Origin of the sequence: Actinoplanes derwentensis (genome assembly GCF_900104725.1) — a bacterium.
Taxonomy (GTDB): domain Bacteria; phylum Actinomycetota; class Actinomycetes; order Mycobacteriales; family Micromonosporaceae; genus Actinoplanes; species Actinoplanes derwentensis.
In genome coordinates, this window is record NZ_LT629758.1 from 3,324,244 (window position 1) to 3,339,177 (window position 14,934).

The 14,934-nt window shown below is 68.5% G+C and carries 17 protein-coding genes; 5 read left to right on the forward strand and 12 right to left on the reverse strand.

From position 1 onward, the window contains the following. Window positions 1–50 precede the first annotated feature (50 nt). Complete coding sequence (locus BLU81_RS14595) at window positions 51–704, reverse strand: response regulator transcription factor (protein ID WP_092545124.1); 654 nt, start codon at window positions 702–704, stop codon at window positions 51–53. Then, on the reverse strand, window positions 692–1,912 hold the full coding sequence (locus BLU81_RS14600) for a sensor histidine kinase (protein ID WP_092545126.1): 1,221 nt from the start codon (window positions 1,910–1,912) through the stop codon (window positions 692–694). Before BLU81_RS14600 ends, BLU81_RS14595 begins: the two co-directional genes overlap by 13 nt. A gap of 111 nt (window positions 1,913–2,023) precedes the next feature. On the opposite strand from BLU81_RS14600, the gene BLU81_RS49200 reads away from it, so the two are divergent. Further along, a complete protein-coding gene (locus BLU81_RS49200) occupies window positions 2,024–2,197 on the forward strand; it encodes a hypothetical protein (RefSeq protein WP_172890551.1) in 174 nt (57 codons plus the stop codon). Here BLU81_RS49200 and BLU81_RS50640 read toward each other — a convergent pair. The 3 genes from BLU81_RS50640 to BLU81_RS49205 are packed head-to-tail and all read right to left on the reverse strand — an operon-like array spanning window position 2,182 to window position 2,982. Next, complete coding sequence (locus tag BLU81_RS50640; protein ID WP_231954527.1) at window positions 2,182–2,328, reverse strand: hypothetical protein; 147 nt, start codon at window positions 2,326–2,328, stop codon at window positions 2,182–2,184. The genes BLU81_RS49200 and BLU81_RS50640 overlap by 16 nt on opposite strands. 21 nt (window positions 2,329–2,349) lie before the next feature. Continuing rightward, window positions 2,350–2,826 carry an alpha/beta hydrolase gene (locus BLU81_RS14605; protein ID WP_231954529.1) on the reverse strand — a complete coding sequence of 159 codons (477 nt, stop codon included), beginning with the start codon at window positions 2,824–2,826 and terminating at the stop codon, window positions 2,350–2,352. A gap of 9 nt (window positions 2,827–2,835) precedes the next feature. Next, window positions 2,836–2,982, reverse strand: coding sequence for a hypothetical protein (locus BLU81_RS49205; protein ID WP_172890552.1), 147 nt, complete (start codon window positions 2,980–2,982; stop codon window positions 2,836–2,838). 195 nt (window positions 2,983–3,177) lie between these two features. Here BLU81_RS49205 and BLU81_RS14615 point away from each other — a divergent pair, with 195 nt between their 5' ends. Next, a complete protein-coding gene (locus BLU81_RS14615) occupies window positions 3,178–4,098 on the forward strand; it encodes an alpha/beta hydrolase (protein WP_092545130.1) in 921 nt (306 codons plus the stop codon). Between the two features lie 141 nt (window positions 4,099–4,239). Here BLU81_RS14615 and BLU81_RS48270 read toward each other — a convergent pair whose 3' ends face one another. Both BLU81_RS48270 and BLU81_RS14620 read right to left on the reverse strand, forming a co-directional pair. Then, window positions 4,240–4,431, reverse strand: coding sequence for a hypothetical protein (locus tag BLU81_RS48270; protein WP_157751575.1), 192 nt, complete (start codon window positions 4,429–4,431; stop codon window positions 4,240–4,242). 891 nt (window positions 4,432–5,322) lie between these two features. Continuing rightward, entirely contained in the window at window positions 5,323–5,982 is a 660-nt protein-coding gene (locus BLU81_RS14620; protein WP_307833775.1) for an ion transporter, read from the reverse strand. Here BLU81_RS14620 and BLU81_RS50650 point away from each other — a divergent pair. After that, window positions 5,872–6,105, forward strand: coding sequence for a hypothetical protein (locus tag BLU81_RS50650; protein WP_231954530.1), 234 nt, complete (start codon window positions 5,872–5,874; stop codon window positions 6,103–6,105). The genes BLU81_RS14620 and BLU81_RS50650 overlap by 111 nt on opposite strands. A 34-nt stretch (window positions 6,106–6,139) precedes the next feature. Here BLU81_RS50650 and BLU81_RS14625 read toward each other — a convergent pair whose 3' ends face one another. Genes BLU81_RS14625 through BLU81_RS14640 form a run of 4 tightly spaced genes read right to left on the reverse strand, consistent with a single transcriptional unit; the run spans window position 6,140 to window position 10,922 of the window. Continuing rightward, window positions 6,140–6,961, reverse strand: a complete 822-nt coding sequence (locus tag BLU81_RS14625; RefSeq protein WP_231954531.1) for a carbohydrate ABC transporter permease — start codon at window positions 6,959–6,961, stop codon at window positions 6,140–6,142. Next, window positions 6,958–7,830 carry a carbohydrate ABC transporter permease gene (locus BLU81_RS14630; RefSeq protein ID WP_092545134.1) on the reverse strand — a complete coding sequence of 291 codons (873 nt, stop codon included), beginning with the start codon at window positions 7,828–7,830 and terminating at the stop codon, window positions 6,958–6,960. Before BLU81_RS14630 ends, BLU81_RS14625 begins: the two co-directional genes overlap by 4 nt. Then, window positions 7,830–9,233, reverse strand: a complete 1,404-nt coding sequence (gene ngcE / locus BLU81_RS14635; RefSeq protein ID WP_172890553.1) for an N-acetylglucosamine/diacetylchitobiose ABC transporter substrate-binding protein — start codon at window positions 9,231–9,233, stop codon at window positions 7,830–7,832. The genes BLU81_RS14630 and ngcE overlap by 1 nt, the downstream gene beginning before the upstream one ends. Before the next feature lie 15 nt (window positions 9,234–9,248). After that, window positions 9,249–10,922 (reverse strand): serine hydrolase domain-containing protein, encoded by a 1,674-nt coding sequence (locus tag BLU81_RS14640; protein WP_092545136.1) that lies wholly within the window; start codon window positions 10,920–10,922, stop codon window positions 9,249–9,251. 109 nt (window positions 10,923–11,031) lie between these two features. Here BLU81_RS14640 and BLU81_RS14645 point away from each other — a divergent pair, with 109 nt between their 5' ends. Next, window positions 11,032–12,714, forward strand: coding sequence for a glycoside hydrolase family 3 protein (locus tag BLU81_RS14645; protein ID WP_092545138.1), 1,683 nt, complete (start codon window positions 11,032–11,034; stop codon window positions 12,712–12,714). Continuing rightward, window positions 12,711–13,943 carry an exo-beta-N-acetylmuramidase NamZ family protein gene (locus BLU81_RS14650; RefSeq protein WP_092545140.1) on the forward strand — a complete coding sequence of 411 codons (1,233 nt, stop codon included), beginning with the start codon at window positions 12,711–12,713 and terminating at the stop codon, window positions 13,941–13,943. The genes BLU81_RS14645 and BLU81_RS14650 overlap by 4 nt, the downstream gene beginning before the upstream one ends. Here the strand turns inward: BLU81_RS14650 and BLU81_RS14655 are convergent. Beyond that, window positions 13,922–14,899 carry an N-acetylglucosamine kinase gene (locus tag BLU81_RS14655; RefSeq protein WP_092545142.1) on the reverse strand — a complete coding sequence of 326 codons (978 nt, stop codon included), beginning with the start codon at window positions 14,897–14,899 and terminating at the stop codon, window positions 13,922–13,924. The genes BLU81_RS14650 and BLU81_RS14655 overlap by 22 nt on opposite strands. Window positions 14,900–14,934 lie beyond the last annotated feature (35 nt).

Genomic DNA, 14,934 nt, shown 5'->3' on the forward strand with positions numbered 1-14,934 from the left:
GAGGCGGTCGCCGAAATGAAGGCTGCTGGACGATCGAGGTACAGCCAGCACTACTTCCGCTGGTCGTCGAGGTAGTGCAGGACGGCGGTGACCCGGCGGTCGGCGCGGTCGTCGGGGGCGAGATCGAGCTTGGCGAAGATGCTGCGGATGTGTTTGTGGACGGCGCCGTCGGTGACGAACAGCTTCTCGGCGATCGCCGTGTTGCCGAGCCCTTCGGCCATCAGGGCGAGCACGTCGCGTTCGCGGGCGCTGAGCCGGCTGACCGGGCTGTCCGGGCGGGTCCGGGCCAGGAGCTGGCCGATCACCTCCGGGTCCACGGCGGTGCCCCCATCGGCGACCCGGTGCAGGGCGGTCAGGAACTCGTCGACCCGGCCGACCCGCTCCTTGAGCAGGTACCCGAGACCGGCCGAACCGCGGGCCAGCAGATCGGTGGCGAAGGCCTGCTCGACGTAGGCGGACAGCACCAGAACCGCCAGCCCCGGCTGCCGCTTACGGGCCTCGACAGCGGCGACGATGCCCTCGTCGGTGTGTGTCGGCGGCATCCGGACGTCGACGATCGCGACGTCCGGCCGGTGCTCGTCGATCGCGGTGAGGAAGGTGCCGGGCGCGTCGGCGGTGGCCACCACGTCCAGGCCCTCGGCCCGCAGCAGCAGTGCCAGCCCTTCCCGCAGCAGTGCGTCGTCCTCGGCGATCACGATCCGCACGGCAGCTCCACGTCCATCCTCGTCGGCCCACCGGCTGGGCTCGACATCACGAAACGGCCATCGTAGGCGGCCACTCGCTGCCGGATCCCGCCCAGCCCACTGCCGCCGGTCTCGTCGGCACCACCCTTGCCGTCGTCGGTGACGCTCAACAACAGACGATCACCCGCCCGCCGTACGACCACCCGCGCCGAGCTGGCACCACTGTGCTTGGCGATGTTGGTCAGTGCCTCGGCCACCACGAAGTAGGCGGTCGCCTCCACCGACACCGCACACCGCCCCGGCACGTCCACCTCCAGCTCACAAGGCACCACGCAGGTCCCGGCCAGTCCGGCGAGCGCCCCGTCCAGACCACGGTCGTCGAGCACCGGCGGAAGAATGCCGCGAACCACCGACCGCAGTTCGGCGAGCGCCTGCTCGGTGGCCTCCTGAGCCCGGTCCAGGATGTCGGCGACCACGGCGGGATCACGCTGCTGGGCCCGGCGGGCGGCACCGATCAGCACGTTCACCGCGACCAGGCGGTTCTGGGTGCCGTCGTGCAGGGACCGTTCGATGCGGCGCAGTTCGACGGCGTGCGCGTCGAGGGCGGCGGCCCGGGTGAGGGTCAGCTCGGCCACCCGCAGGGACAGGTCCACGTCGCCGGACGGAGCCAGCAGGCGCCGCCCGGCGAAAGCTTGCAGACGGGCGATGCCGGGACCGAACCCGATGGTGATCACGACGAACAGCACCCCGATCAGCCACACCACCGCCGCGTCGGCGAACCCGTCGATGCGCCACATCACAAAACCGGGGCCGCCCTCCTCGGGGTCGAGCGCCCGGTACCACAGCGGGAACGACGCGTACTCCACCGCGTAGATCGGCAGCGAGATCCCGACGGCACCGAGCAGGAGACCGGCGGTGCCGTGCACACCGGCCCAGGCCGCCTCCCGGCGCACCGACGGGTCCCGCAACGCCTCCCGGGTGGTGCCCGGCAGCGGCGGCGGCCCGACGACGGCCGGTCCCCAGCGGGTCAGCCGGGCGCGCTCCCGGTCGGCGACCGCCCGCAGCACCCGCGGAACGGTCGGCGCCAGCAGCAGACCGACCCCGAGCACAGAGGCCGCGGCCACCAGCAGCGACCAGGCCAGGGCGACCACGGCCAGCAGCGCGGTGCCGAAGCCACCGACGATGTGTTCCAGCCCGTCGACGGCCATCCGTAGTCGTTGGATCCGCATCCGTCCGACGATAGTGAGCAGGTCTGCCGGGCGCAGTAGCGCTGGCTGTACCTTCAGAAGTGCCCCTGGCGGGATGGTCGCGGCCGGTGCCGGATTCCTAGCGTCGAGCCCATGAACGACAACCTTCGCCCGGTCCTGTGGCTTCTGCTGATCGTCGGCCTGGCCGCCAACGCGGTCACCTCGGCGGCCGGTGTCAACGAGTTCGTCAGCGCCGGTTTCGGCCTGCTGGCCCTGGTCAGCGGCACCGGCCTCGCCGTCCACCACTACCGTCACCGCAGGCAGTGAGCAAGCGTGCGGGGGCGGCTCAGGGCCGGGGTGTGCCCGCCGTCGATCTCGACCGGGGTCACCCCCAGCCGCTCCCGCACGACCCGGCGCAGATAGGCGGGCGGAAACAGCCGGTCATCACGACAGATCAACACCTGCGTGGGTACGGCGGGTCACTCCCGCATCGGCGTCGCCTCCCCCATCCGCACCTCGGACTGCGCCCGCCCCCGCCGGCGCGCCTCAGCGGCCAGTTCCGGGGGCACGTCCTGATAGAAGGGGTCACCGGTCGTCTCGTGGCGGTTCCCGGTGTTCGCCTCGTCGCGGTACCCGGTGTTCGCGAAGTACTCGGTGACCGCCTCACCCGGCGCCGGGATCATCGGCGCCACCAGCACCAGCCGGTCCACCGGCACCCGCTCGCAGACCAGCGGCGCGACGAACCCGCCGAGCGACTGCCCGACCACCACCAGCCCCGTCCGGTCCCCGATCGCGGCGACCACGGTGTCGGCATACTCCACCAGCCCCGCGGAGTCGTCGTCACACGGCAGGTCCGGCGCGACGGTGTCATGCCCGAGGGCCCGTAGCTCGGCTTCGACGAGATGCCAGTACCACCCGACGTCCCCGGCCCCGTGAATCAGCACAAAGGCGGCCACCCCACCACCCTAGAGCCCCCACAGCGCGTCCAGGTGGAGTGCCGCCCGGGACTGGGCACAGTGGTCGATGACAGATCCGGTCACCGCCGTGATCGCGGCGCCGACCCCGATCCCCTGCCAGAACGGCGCACTGACCAGGCAGCGCCACCTCCTCACGCCGCAGCCCCGGAATCCGGCGCCGCCCACCATCCGGAAGCCCCGCAGCCGCGGGACTCACCTGACGGCGCCGGGCCTTCAGGAAGTCCCCCAGTTCGCTACTCATGGGATCGAGTGTCGCACCGCGGCCACCCCGGCGCCTGGGCCAGTTCTGTCCCCTTTTCCCAGCGTGCAGCGTTGGAAAGAGTCAAGGCCATGAAGACACACGTGACCTTCCTCAGCAGCGGCCTCCAGCTCGCCGGCATCCTCTTCCTGCCGGAGACTCCGCCCACCCAGCGGCTGCCGGCGGCCTTGCCGGACACTCCGGCCGCCCAGCGCCGGCCCGCCATCGTCGTCGGCCATCCGGGCAGCGGCGTGAAGGAACAATCCGCCAGCCTGTACGCCGAACGCCTGGCCGATGCGGGCTTCGCCGTGCTGGTCTACGACGCCGCTTACCAGGGCGAGAGCGAGGGCGAACCGCGCGGTCTGGAGAACCCGTTCCAGCGCGCGGAGGACATCAAGTCCGCGGTGAGTTTCCTGACCACCCGCCACGAGATCGACGCCGACCGGATCGGTGCCCTGGGCATCTGCGCCTCCGGCGGTTACGTAGCCTGGGCCACCCAGACCGACGTGCGGATCAAGGCGGTCGCCACGATCAGCGCGAGCGACCTGGGCGCGGTGATGCGCGACGGTCTCGGCGGTGGCCAGGACCCCGAGGTGCTGCGCACGATGCTCGCACTGAGCGCGGCCGCCCGAACAGCGGAAGCACGCGGCGCGGGCGTCCAGCGCCAGGAGTGGATCACCGAGGCAGTGGACGACGAGACCCGCGAGTACTACCGCACCCCGCTCGGACAGCACCCCCGAGCTGGCGGAACCTGGCCGGTCCGCAGCCTGGACCAGGTGATCCAGTCCGACATGTTCGCCATGATCGAACTCATCGCACCGCGCCCACTCCTGATGATCATCGGATCGATGGCGAACACGGCCTACATGAGCCGCAACGCGATAGCGAGGGCGGCCGAGCCCAAGGAACTGTTCGTGGTCGATGGCGGCACCCACATCTCGATGTACCACCAGAACGACCACGTGACCCAGGCCGTAGCCAAACTCACGACCTTCTTCGGACAACTCGCCTAAATATGCCCAGGCGGTGTGCGTTCAGCGCGAAGTCAGGAACTCCCGCTGAACGACAGCACTCCCTTCAAGCGATCGATCAATTCCGTGGGTAAGATCCACTTTCACGAAGAGAGGAATCGGCGGTTTGGCATGATCATCCGCTTACACTTCTCTGAAGGGGTGCGGAAGAATCAGCGCATGAGTCAGCCAGCGTTGTTCAGCATTTCCGGAATGCGTGACCGAACCAAGGCAAAGAACCACTCCCCCAGCCGCGACGCATTTCGCCGCGACCACGAGATCCGTCGCGCTTGGGGCCTTCAACGCCGCCACGCCGAAAAACTCCGCCGCATCCACGAACGCGACTCCATGCCCCTCTTCCAAGAGGACCGAGAATGGCTGGCCTCCCTCGCACCCCAACCCCGACCCACGCCGGCGCCACCCCAGACTCCACCCACACCGCAACTGCCAGCACCAGCACCGAGGCCTGCACCCGCACCTACACCTGTGCAGCCTTTGTCCGTACCTCCGGCCTCCGACGCGGCAGGTGCTCAGCCGACACCGACGACTCCGGCCTCGCCGTCGCCGCTCGGCGCCTCCATTCGCCGATCCGCGAGCACAGACCAGCGAACAGGTCCCACTCTTATCCCCATCGACCATCAGCTGGTGATGCCTCTGTTCCAGTCGAGCCGGGGCGGACTCTTATTGAATTATCATGGTGCTGGTCGAGCGCCAGTCACGGTGACACTCGGCGTGCTTCCGGACGACCGTGTCAGCGGTGGTCACCGTGCGATGGCCGAGGAATATCCATGCAGAACTTCGTCGGATTCCCTGTGTTTTGCGTGGGGATCACCGAGGATAATTCTGCCGAAGGAAATCGGACATCGCGGTCGCCGACGTGAGGTCGGCAGTGTCCGAGCAATCGGTACCTCCGCTGTTCCGGGTCAGGCCTCCCGAATTCACCTTGTCGCGCCGGTGAGGAAAATCGTCATCGCAATAGCGATGGGTTCGGGAAATACCTACGGCCGAACCCAAACCCGAACGCATCGCCACCGGGCCACGGGCCACCGGGCCACCGCTTCTCGAGCCCAGAGGTCCAGGCTCTCCGCCCACCGACCACATCCGACTCACCAACCTCAACCACCCATGATCGGGTCCGAGGAAGACAACCGCCCAGGCCAGCGCCCTCGTCGGGCAACCCGCGCGGCTCGGCTCGGCGGATCGCGTGTTGGGTGATCGCATGGTTCTCTATGGGCGGCGGTCGATCTTCAGGTCTCGTTCGAGGTCGGTTATTGCGGAGCGTAGGTCGTCCAGGCGTTGGCTGATCATGATGCGGTCGATTTCGTCGGGGATGCCGTCGTGGTCTTCGTCGGTGGCCATGTGGGTGGTCATCTCCAGGCGGCGGGCTTCCTCCATCGAGTTCACGATGACCGCTATCAGGATGTTGACCAGCACGTTCACGGTGATCAGTACGTAGCTGACGTAGTAGACGAGCGTCCACGGGGACAGGTCCAGGCCCTGGCCGATCAAGTCGGGCAGGGTTTCCAGGGAGAGTAGGACGAAGAGGGTCAGGACTGCCGCGCCCAGCGTGCCGTACTCCTCGGGGTAAGTGGTGCCGAAGATCAGCCAGCCGGCCATGCCGTAGACGTAGAGGGTGACCAGGGCCAGGGCCAGGAAACCGCCGACGCCGGGCAGGCTGCGCAGCAGGGCCGTGACGATGGTTCGCAAGCCGGGTGAGAAGCGCACCAGGCGGATCACCCGGGCGATTCGGATCACCCGCAGGGCGGCCGTGTCGCCGTGCAGGCCGGGCAGGAAGACGGCGGCGATGACGATGAAGTCGAAGACGTTCCAGCCGTGCCGGAAGAACTCTCGTGGGGTGCGGCCGTGCGCCAGGATCCGGACGGTGATCTCCGCTACGAAGAAGGCCCGGAAGACGTACTCGACACGGCGATCTCGAAGGCGCGGGATTCGGCGATCCGGTGGCAGCGGTGGGCTACCGGGCTCAGCCGGCCGACAGCAGTTGATCTTTGAGGGCTCGGCACCGTCACAGCCTACGAAGCCGGCGTCAGCGGAGTTGACCCGCTGCGAGGCCGGACTGGACCTGGCGGTGGAAGAGCAGGTAGCCGAACAGGACCGGGAGCATGGCGATGGTCATGCCGGCGAACAGGCCGCTGAAGTCGCCCCGGTAGCCCTCGCTCACGGCCAGGGCGGTCAGGCCTTGGGCCAGAACCCAACGTTGCTCGGCGTCCGAGCCCTGCATGAGGACGATCGGCAGGACGTACTGGTTCCACTGGAACAGGAAGTTGAAGATGCCGACGCTGATCAGGCCGGGGCGGGCCATCGGCAGCATGACGCGGAAGAACAGGCCGAAGTGGCCGCAACCGTCGACCATCGCGGCTTCGGCGACCGTGGTGGGCAGGGTGCGGAAGAACGCGGTCAGGAAGAAGACCGTGAACGGCAGCGAGTAGGCCGCATAGACCAGGGTCAGGCCGGGCAGGGTGCCGAGCAGGCCCAGATTGCGGACCACGAAGAACAGTGGCACCAGGGCCAGGAAGACCGGGAACATCATGCCGCCGACGAATGTGTAGTAGACGATCCGGTTGCCGCGGAACTTGTAGCGGGCCAGCACGTACGCGGCCATCGCCCCGAACAGCATGGTCAGGGTGAGGGCGCCGGTGACGACGACGGCACTGTTGAGGAAGTAGCGGCCGATGTGCGCGGACGTCCAGGCTCGGGCCCAGTTCTCCCAGCGCAGGCGGGAGGGCAGGCTCCACGGATCGGTGAGGATCTCGTCGTCGCTCTTGAACGAGCTGAGCACCGCCCACACCAGCGGCAGCGTGGTGAGCAGGGCCCAGCCGATCAGGAAGACGTGCGGGAGGCGTTTCACCACTCGACCTGTTCGCGGCGGGTCACCTGGAGGAACATCGCCGCCACGGTGAGGGTCAGAAAGAACATGGCGACGCCGATCGCGGAGGCGTACCCGAACTGGCCGTCGCCGAAGGCGGTCTTGTAGAGGCGCAGGCCGACCACGTCGGAGGAGGAACTGGGGCCGCCGTCGGTGATGATCTGCACGATGGCGAACCCGTCGATGGCGATGATCGCGAGGTAGACCCAGGCGACCTGGATGGTGTCCCACAGCAGTGGCACGGTGATCCGGACCAGGGTGGTGAGCCGGTCGGCGCCGTCCAGAGCCGCGGCCTCGTACAACTCCCGGGGTATCGCCTGCATGGCAGCACTGAACAGGACGACGTAAAAACCGACGTTCATCCAGATCAGTACGACCAGAACGCACCAGAACGCGAACCGTGGATCACCCAGCCAGGCGACCGCCAGACCGTCCAGGCCCACGCCCCGGAGCAGACCGTTGATCATGCCGGTGTGCGGGGCGTACATCTCCTTCCACAGCACTCCGATGATCGCCACCGACAGGACCTGTGGAAAGAAGTAGACGACCCGGTAGAACCCGGCGCCGCGTACACCATGCACAGTGATCATCGACGCCAGGAACAGCCCGAACAGGATCGTCACCACCGGCAGGAACAGCAGCAGCAGTCCGTTGTGGCGCAGCGCGTTCCAGAAGTAACCGTCCCCGAGCAGCCGCCGGAAGTTGTCCAGCCCGGCGAACTCGAACGTCGGCGACAGCCCGCTCCAGTTCGTACCGGCGATCTGGAACGCCTGCGCGTACGGCGAAACGACGAACAGCCCGTACAGCAGCAGGGGCGGGACCAGGAACGTGAGGATGAACAGTCGCCGCATCAGACCCGCTTGTACTTCTTGATCGCCGGATCCTTCGCGAACTCGTCGGCGGATTTCTGCACCTTGTCGCACCATTGCGTAGCGTTGAGGCGTTTGGCGTACAGCTCGGCACTGGCCCCGTCGACCCGCTCACGTTCGAGCTTGCGGTAGTACGACGAGTACAGCCAGGTGAACGCGCCACCGCCGGAGGCGTCGATGAGTTCGGTGACCGAGGTGAGGCCGGGCCCCAGCGAGAGGCCGGAGGCAGAACCCTGCACACACGTCAGGCTGCTGACTCGGCGGGTGAAGTCGGAAGCTGCGGCCCGAGACAGCATGACCCGCAGATATTCCAGTCCACCGCGCGTGTTCTTGCCTCGGGACGGGACGATGAACGGCTCACTCCCGGTGCCGCGGAACGTCTCGTACGGCAGCTTGTCCGATTTTGTCAGTGCCGGTGTGGGGGCGACTGCCATCCGGAAGTCGGCCGGGGTGACCGCCTTCTGCTCGTTCTCCAGCCAGGAGCCGCACGAAAGGAACGCGGCGTTGCCCCGGCACCACTCGGTCTGTGACTGCACGTGGTCCATGCCTTCGGCGCCCGGCTGCAGGAAACCGTCGACGGCGAGCTGGTAGTACGCCTCGGCGGCGGCCACCACGGCCGGATGCTTCCACGCGTTCGGTTCCAGATTGTCGATCGCCAGGATGACTTCGTGGCCGCCGAGTTTCGCCGCCGACGCGAGGATCGGCCAGCTCATGTAGCGGGAGTGTTTGCCGGGATAGGTCCACGGCGCGATCCCGGCCGCCTTGATCGTCCGGCACAGGGCGATCATGTCGTCCCAGGTCTTCGGATACTCCCAGCCACGGGACTCGAAAAGTTTGCGCGAATACCAGATGCCGTAGGCCGAATAGGCGTAATTCAAGGACAGGAACTTGCCGTCGTACGAGCCCACGTCCACGATTCCGGGCAGCAATGTGTCCCGGACCTTCTTCGCCGGGTCGTCGAGACTTGGCGCGTCGAGGAGTTCATCCAGGTCGGTGAGGGCGCCCTGGGAGACGAGACCGTTGAAGTCGATCTGGCTGCCGCCGGAGTTGTTCACCACGTCCGGCGGATCCCCGGCGACGAACCGGGGCTGCAGCGTCTCCGCGATCTGCTGAGTGGCCGAGTGTTTGATCGTCGCTTTCGGATAGCGCTGCCGGTACATCGCTTGATGCGCCTTGGCGTAGTCCTCACCGAACCCGCCGTTGAAGATGACCACTTCGAGGGCGGCGTCCTGTTTGACCCCGAGCGGATTGTTCGCACTGGTCTCGCCCTTGGCGCCCTCGCCGGCCGGACCGCCGCCGCCCATCGCGCAGCCGGCGAGACCACTTGCCGCCGCAGCACCCGCGGCTCCCTGGAGGAGGCCGCGCCGGCTGATCGCAGATGTCATCTTCGACTCCGTCCGTCATAACTGTTGAGGGGTCCACCCGTCGGCGGCGTCGACATGACCGATTCCGGCGACGAGCACGCCGCGACCCTGCGAGGCGGCGTCGGTGCGGTAGGTGAAACGAAGAGCCGACCCCGGCGGTACGGCGGAAGTCACCGTCCACCAGTGCCGGCCGCCGAAGCCGCTGACCACTCCGTCGCTGGTGGCACGCTCGTAACCGGAGCGCAGCGTGAGTGCCACAGGCTTCCAAGCGGCCTCGGCGGCCGGGGCCGAACCAGCGGAGACCGAACCGGCGAAGGACTCGACGGTCAGCGTGTCGAGGCCGGGCTGGGTGTCGTACCAGAGCTGGAACGGACCCTGACTCGCGCTCGCGGTGAGTGTCATGACCGCGCCGTCGCGAAGTTCGGTCCGCCAGACCTCTCCCCCGCCGGGCGGCGCCCCGATCGGACGGGCCGCGGCGAACGCCCTGGCCAGCGCGCGCCGGGCCACCGTGTTGGTGCCCCACGCGCGGTCCGGGTGGACCCGGTTGCTGAGCAGGACGAGGAACGACTGGTCGAGCGGGTCGATGACGACCGAGGTGCCGGTGAATCCGGTGTGCCCGAACGTGACCGGCGAGGTCATGCCGTCCATGTACGAGTGTTTGGCCAGTTCGAACCCGAGTCCGCGGCTGCTGTCCGGATACTGCGGCAGCAGGTCGGCGTTGTAGTTCACCAGCGCGGCACGGACCGTCCGTGCCGACAGGATCCGGGTTCCCCGGTAGATGCCGCCGTTGAGCAGGGTCTGGCACAGGATCGCCAGGTCGTCGACGGTGGAGAAGATTCCGGCGTGCCCGGCGACACCACCGAGCGACCAGGCGTTCTCGTCGTGCACCTCACCACGGACCAGGCCCCGGCCCGCGTACGGCTGGAACTCGGTCGCCGCGGTCCGGTCGACGATCGTGGGGCGATAGCCGGTGTCGCGCATCCGCAGCGGCTCGGTGATTCCGGCGCGAACGGCGTCGGCGAGTGGTTTCCCGGTGACCCGTTCGGCAAGCACTCCGAGTGCGATCAGTCCGATGTCGGAGTAGGTGTACTGCTTGCCGGGGGTGGTGCCGGCGTCAGCCGGGGTTGCCTGAGCTACGGCTAGCCGTAGCTCAGGTGTGGAATCGGTGGAGTAGAACGGGCGAAAGGCGGGCAAACCTGATGTGTGCGTGAGCAGGTGCCGGGCAGTCACTCCGGCAGCCGCGAATCCCGGCAGATACCTGGTGACCGGGGCGTCCAGATCAACCCGGCCCGCCTCGACCTGCTGAAGCACCACGATCGTGGTGAACAGCTTCGAAATTGAAGCCAGATCCCACAGCGTGTCCACCCGAGCCGGAACACGCCGCTCCACCGGCAGTTCCTCAGTGGGACTGGCATACCGAACCGCGTCCCCGACGGCGAACCGCGACACCACGATCCCGTGCCGAGCGGCCAGCACCGCAGCCCCCGCATACGCCGGATGCCCCGGATGGTCCGCTGTCGGCGTCAGGTAGGAGGCCGCGATGACCGGAAGTGACTCGATCGGGCCGGGCAGTAGACCCGCTTGACGGGGATTTCCAGGGCGCAGCACGTCACTCCGAAAGGTGATTTCGTCCGGGCTGACGGCTCGCACGGGTGAACCGATCAGGAGACCGGTAACCACGCCGAACAGCACGAACCGAAGCTTGATCATCAACGCCCCTCAATACGCCGACTTGTCGAGGATGAATGTTTCCTTCACGACTCGCAAGAGGAGTGAAGGTTATTGCCATCCGTCGACCACACGGCTACCTTCCGACATCATGCGAACGCGTACGGTCGCTTTCCTTGCTGTCGCCGCTTTGGGGATCGGGTTGCCCACCCCAGCGGTGGCGAAGCCGCACCCGATCAACGCCCTGATCGCCCGGATGACACTGCCGGAGAAGGTCGGGCAGCTCTTCACCACCTATGTGCACGGCACCGCCGCGACCACGCCTTCGAGCGACAACAAGCGGCTGTACGGGGTGGACACGCCCGCCGAGGTGGTCGCCAAGTACCACCTCGGCGGAGTCGTCTACTTCTCCTGGACGAACAGCCTGCAGAACCCGCGCCAGATCACCACGCTCAGCAACGGACTCCAGGCGGCGTCGAAGAAGGTGCCGCTGATGATCTCCACCGATCAGGAGCACGGCGTGGTCACCCGGATGCCGGCGCCCGCCACCCGGTTCCCCGGCGCGATGGCCCTCGGCGCCGGTCGTGACCCGGCCGGCGCCTACCGCACCGGGCAGGTCACCGGCGTCGAACTGCGCGCGGTCGGCATCCGCCAGGCCTGGGCCCCGGTCGCCGACGTCAACGTGAACCCGGCCAACCCGGTCATCGGCGTCCGCTCGTTCAGCAGCGACCCCACCTTGACCGGCACCCTGGCCGCGAACCAGATCCGCGGTCTCCAACAGGGCGCCGGTATTTCAGCGAGCGCCAAACACTTCCCCGGGCACGGCGACACCGCCACCGACAGTCACACCGGCCTGCCCGTCATCAACCACACCCGGGCGCAGTGGCAGCGGATCGACGCGCCACCGTTCCGGGCCGCGATCGCTGCCGGCGTCGACACGATCATGAGCGCGCACATCGTGGTCCCGGCTCTCGATCCGACCGGCGATCCGGCCACTCTGTCGAACCCGATCATCACCGGGCTGCTGCGCGGGGAATTCGGTTATCGCGGTGTGATCGTCACCGATTCTCTGGAGATGCAGGGCGTCCGGGAGAAGTACGGTGACGCGCGGGTGCCGGTGCTCGCCCTGAAAGCCGGCATCGACGTACTGCTGATGCCACCGAACCTGGACGTGGCCTACAGAGCGGTGCTGAAGGCGGTGGCCGACGGGGAACTCACCGAGTCCCGCATCGACGAGTCGGTGCGCCGGATCCTCACCCTCAAACAGAAGCGTGGCCTGCTGCGATGGACACCGGCCGACCCGGCCGCGGCACAACGGATCGTCGGCTCGGCGGCCCACCGGCGTACCGCGCAGTCGGTCACCGACCGCACGGTGACCGTGATCCGCAACGACGCCCGGCTGCTGCCACTGGCGACGAAGGGCAAGAGGATCCTGGTCACCGGATGGACCTCCAGTACGTACGACACGATCGGCGTGCTGGCCCGGGAACTCACCGCGACTGCTCTGCCCACGACCGTTCCGGATCAGGCGGCAGCCGCGGCCCGTGAACACGACCTGACCGTGGTGCTGAGCAACAACGGTCAGCAGCAGGCGCTGCTCGCGGCACTACTGAAGACCGGGAAGCCGATCGTGGTGGTGGCGGTGCGTAACCCCTACGACCTGACCGCGCTACCCGGCGTCACCACCTATCTGGCCACCTACAGCTACACGGATGTCTCGATGCGCGCTCTCGCCAAGGTTCTGACCGGTGTCACGCCACCCCGCGGGAGACTGCCCGTGGCGATACCGGGGCTCTACCCGTACGGCCATGGCCTGTCCTGGGGTGTGAAATGAACCGGCGGGGCCTGCTCGCCGGCGGGGCGGGAGTCCTGCTGCCGGTGCCGGTCAGCCTGGGCACGCCGCTGCGGACCGGCCTGGAGAAGCTCGCGGACGACGGATGGGCCGCCGTCCGCGGGGAACGAATCGGTGTCGTCTCCAACCCGACCGGCGTGGACCGTGACTACCGGCATCTCGTCGACCGGATGCACGCCGACAAGGTCACCATCGGCGGCGTCTTCGGCCCCGAGCACGGTTTCCGCGGGTCGGCGCAGGCGGGCGCCGCCGAGGGCACGAGCACCGACGCCCGCACCGGCGTGACCGTCTACGACGCCTATCTCGCCACCGCGGCGAAGTGGGAGCAGATGTTCACCGCGGCCGGGGTGCGCGTCATCGTCTTCGACATCCAGGACGTGGGCGCGCGGTTCTACACCTACATCTACACGCTGTACGACTCGATGGCCGCCGCCGCCCGCCTCGGCCTGCGTTACGTCGTGCTGGACCGGCCGAATCCGGCGGGCGGGAGCGCGTACGGGCCGATGATGACCGGCGGGTTCACCTCCGGGGTCGGCCGGCTCGAGATCGTGCAGCAGCACGGCATGACCGTCGGTGAACTGGCCCGGTTCTACAACGGCGAGTTCCTGGGCGGCAAGGTCGAGCTGGAGGTGATCGGCTGTCAGGGCTGGCACGGGCGGATGTTCGGCCGGGACCTGGACCTGCCGTGGGTGCTGCCCAGCCCCAACATGCCCACCCCGGACACCGCCCTGGTCTACCCCGGTACCGGCATGTTCGAAGGCGTGGCCGCGCTCTCCGAGGGCCGCGGCACCACCCGCCCGTTCGAACTGATCGGCGGCCCCGGCTTCGACTACCGCTGGTGTGACCGGGTGGCCGCGCTCGACCTGCCCGGAGTGCGGTTCCGGGAGGCCTACTTCACGCCCACGTTCAACAAGTTCGCTGATCAGTTGTGTGCCGGCATCGAGGTCAAAATCGTCGACCCGCGGCGGTACGACCCGATCCGCACCGCCGTGGCCATGCTCGTCGAGGCGCGTAAGGAGAAGGCGTTCGGCTGGCGTGCCGACAACGGCACCCGGTACTTCATCGATCTGCTCACCGGCTCGTCCCGCCTGCGCACGATGATCGACGCCCGTGCCTCGGCCCGCGAGGTGGTCGAGGCGTGGTCCGGTGAACTGGCCGCTTTCGACCGGCGGCGACGGCCGTACCTGCTCTACTCCCGGCCCGGCTCCTGATGGGTGAGCTTGGCATGGATCACCGGCGCCACGGGGGCGCCGGTGATCCGGGAGATCGCCAGAGCCGCGGCGCCGGCGGCACCGTCGAGCGCGCTCCGGGGCTGCACTCCGGTGCGGGCCAGCAGACCGGCGCGCACCTGCCGCGCGATCGGGCCGGGCGTGAGCAGCACCGATCCTGCGAGCACCACGACCGCGGCGGATGGCGGGCCGACCCGGTCGAAGGTGTGCAGGAGGCGACCGGTGGCCGCGGCGCAGATTCGCGCGGCCACCGCGTCGTCCTGCTCGGCGGCGGCACTCACCGCGGGCGCGAAGCCGCCCAGCAGCGCGGGCGGCACCGCGAACGTGGCGGCGACCAGCCCCTGGGCCGCCTCCTCGGGATCAGCCGGAGGCACCCGGAAATGAGTGCGCGCGGCCTCCACCAGCACCGTCGGCTCACCGCGGCCGTCCAGAGCGGCCAGCACCGCGCGCAACGCCCGCACCCCGATCCACACCGCGGAACCCTCGTCGCCGAGCAGCCACCCGTAGCCGTCGCACCGGCGATCCAGCACCCCACCGGCGAACCGGGCGGCCAGCGCGCCGGTGCCGGCCAGCAGCAGCACCCCGTCGCGGTCCGGGGTGCCGGCCGCGAACGCCACCTCCAGATCGGTCACCGTGCCCATCTCACCGGTCAGTCCGGCCGCCCGCCAGGCCCGCCCCGCCTCCGCCCGGAACGCGTCCCGGCCGAGGCCCGACGATCCCGCGGCACCGAGGACCCCGGCTGTTATCGCGGCCCGGTCGACCGACCGCAGCGCCCCGGTCAGGGCCGTCTCGATGCTCGCGCTCACTTCGCCGCCACTGCTGTTACGGTTCGCTCCGCCGCCCGCGCCCCGGCCGACCACCGTGCCGTCGACCGTCGCGACCACACATCGCGTGGTCGTGGCGCCCGCGTCGACGCCGATCACCATCCCCGTACCCATGGATGAAGGATATTGACGATCTGTGCCGAGCAAAG

Coding starts and splice junctions, on each gene's coding strand:
- BLU81_RS49200 (WP_172890551.1), top strand. CDS start 2,024: ATGAACGACAACCTTCGCCCGGTCCTGTGGCTTCTGCTGATCGTCGGC.
- BLU81_RS14640 (WP_092545136.1), bottom strand. CDS start 10,922: ATGATCAAGCTTCGGTTCGTGCTGTTCGGCGTGGTTACCGGTCTCCTG.
- ngcE (WP_172890553.1), bottom strand. CDS start 9,233: ATGACATCTGCGATCAGCCGGCGCGGCCTCCTCCAGGGAGCCGCGGGT.
- BLU81_RS14645 (WP_092545138.1), top strand. CDS start 11,032: ATGCGAACGCGTACGGTCGCTTTCCTTGCTGTCGCCGCTTTGGGGATC.
- BLU81_RS14655 (WP_092545142.1), bottom strand. CDS start 14,899: ATGGGTACGGGGATGGTGATCGGCGTCGACGCGGGCGCCACGACCACG.
- BLU81_RS14630 (WP_092545134.1), bottom strand. CDS start 7,830: ATGCGGCGACTGTTCATCCTCACGTTCCTGGTCCCGCCCCTGCTGCTG.
- BLU81_RS14600 (WP_092545126.1), bottom strand. CDS start 1,912: ATGCGGATCCAACGACTACGGATGGCCGTCGACGGGCTGGAACACATC.
- BLU81_RS14615 (WP_092545130.1), top strand. CDS start 3,178: ATGAAGACACACGTGACCTTCCTCAGCAGCGGCCTCCAGCTCGCCGGC.
- BLU81_RS14650 (WP_092545140.1), top strand. CDS start 12,711: ATGAACCGGCGGGGCCTGCTCGCCGGCGGGGCGGGAGTCCTGCTGCCG.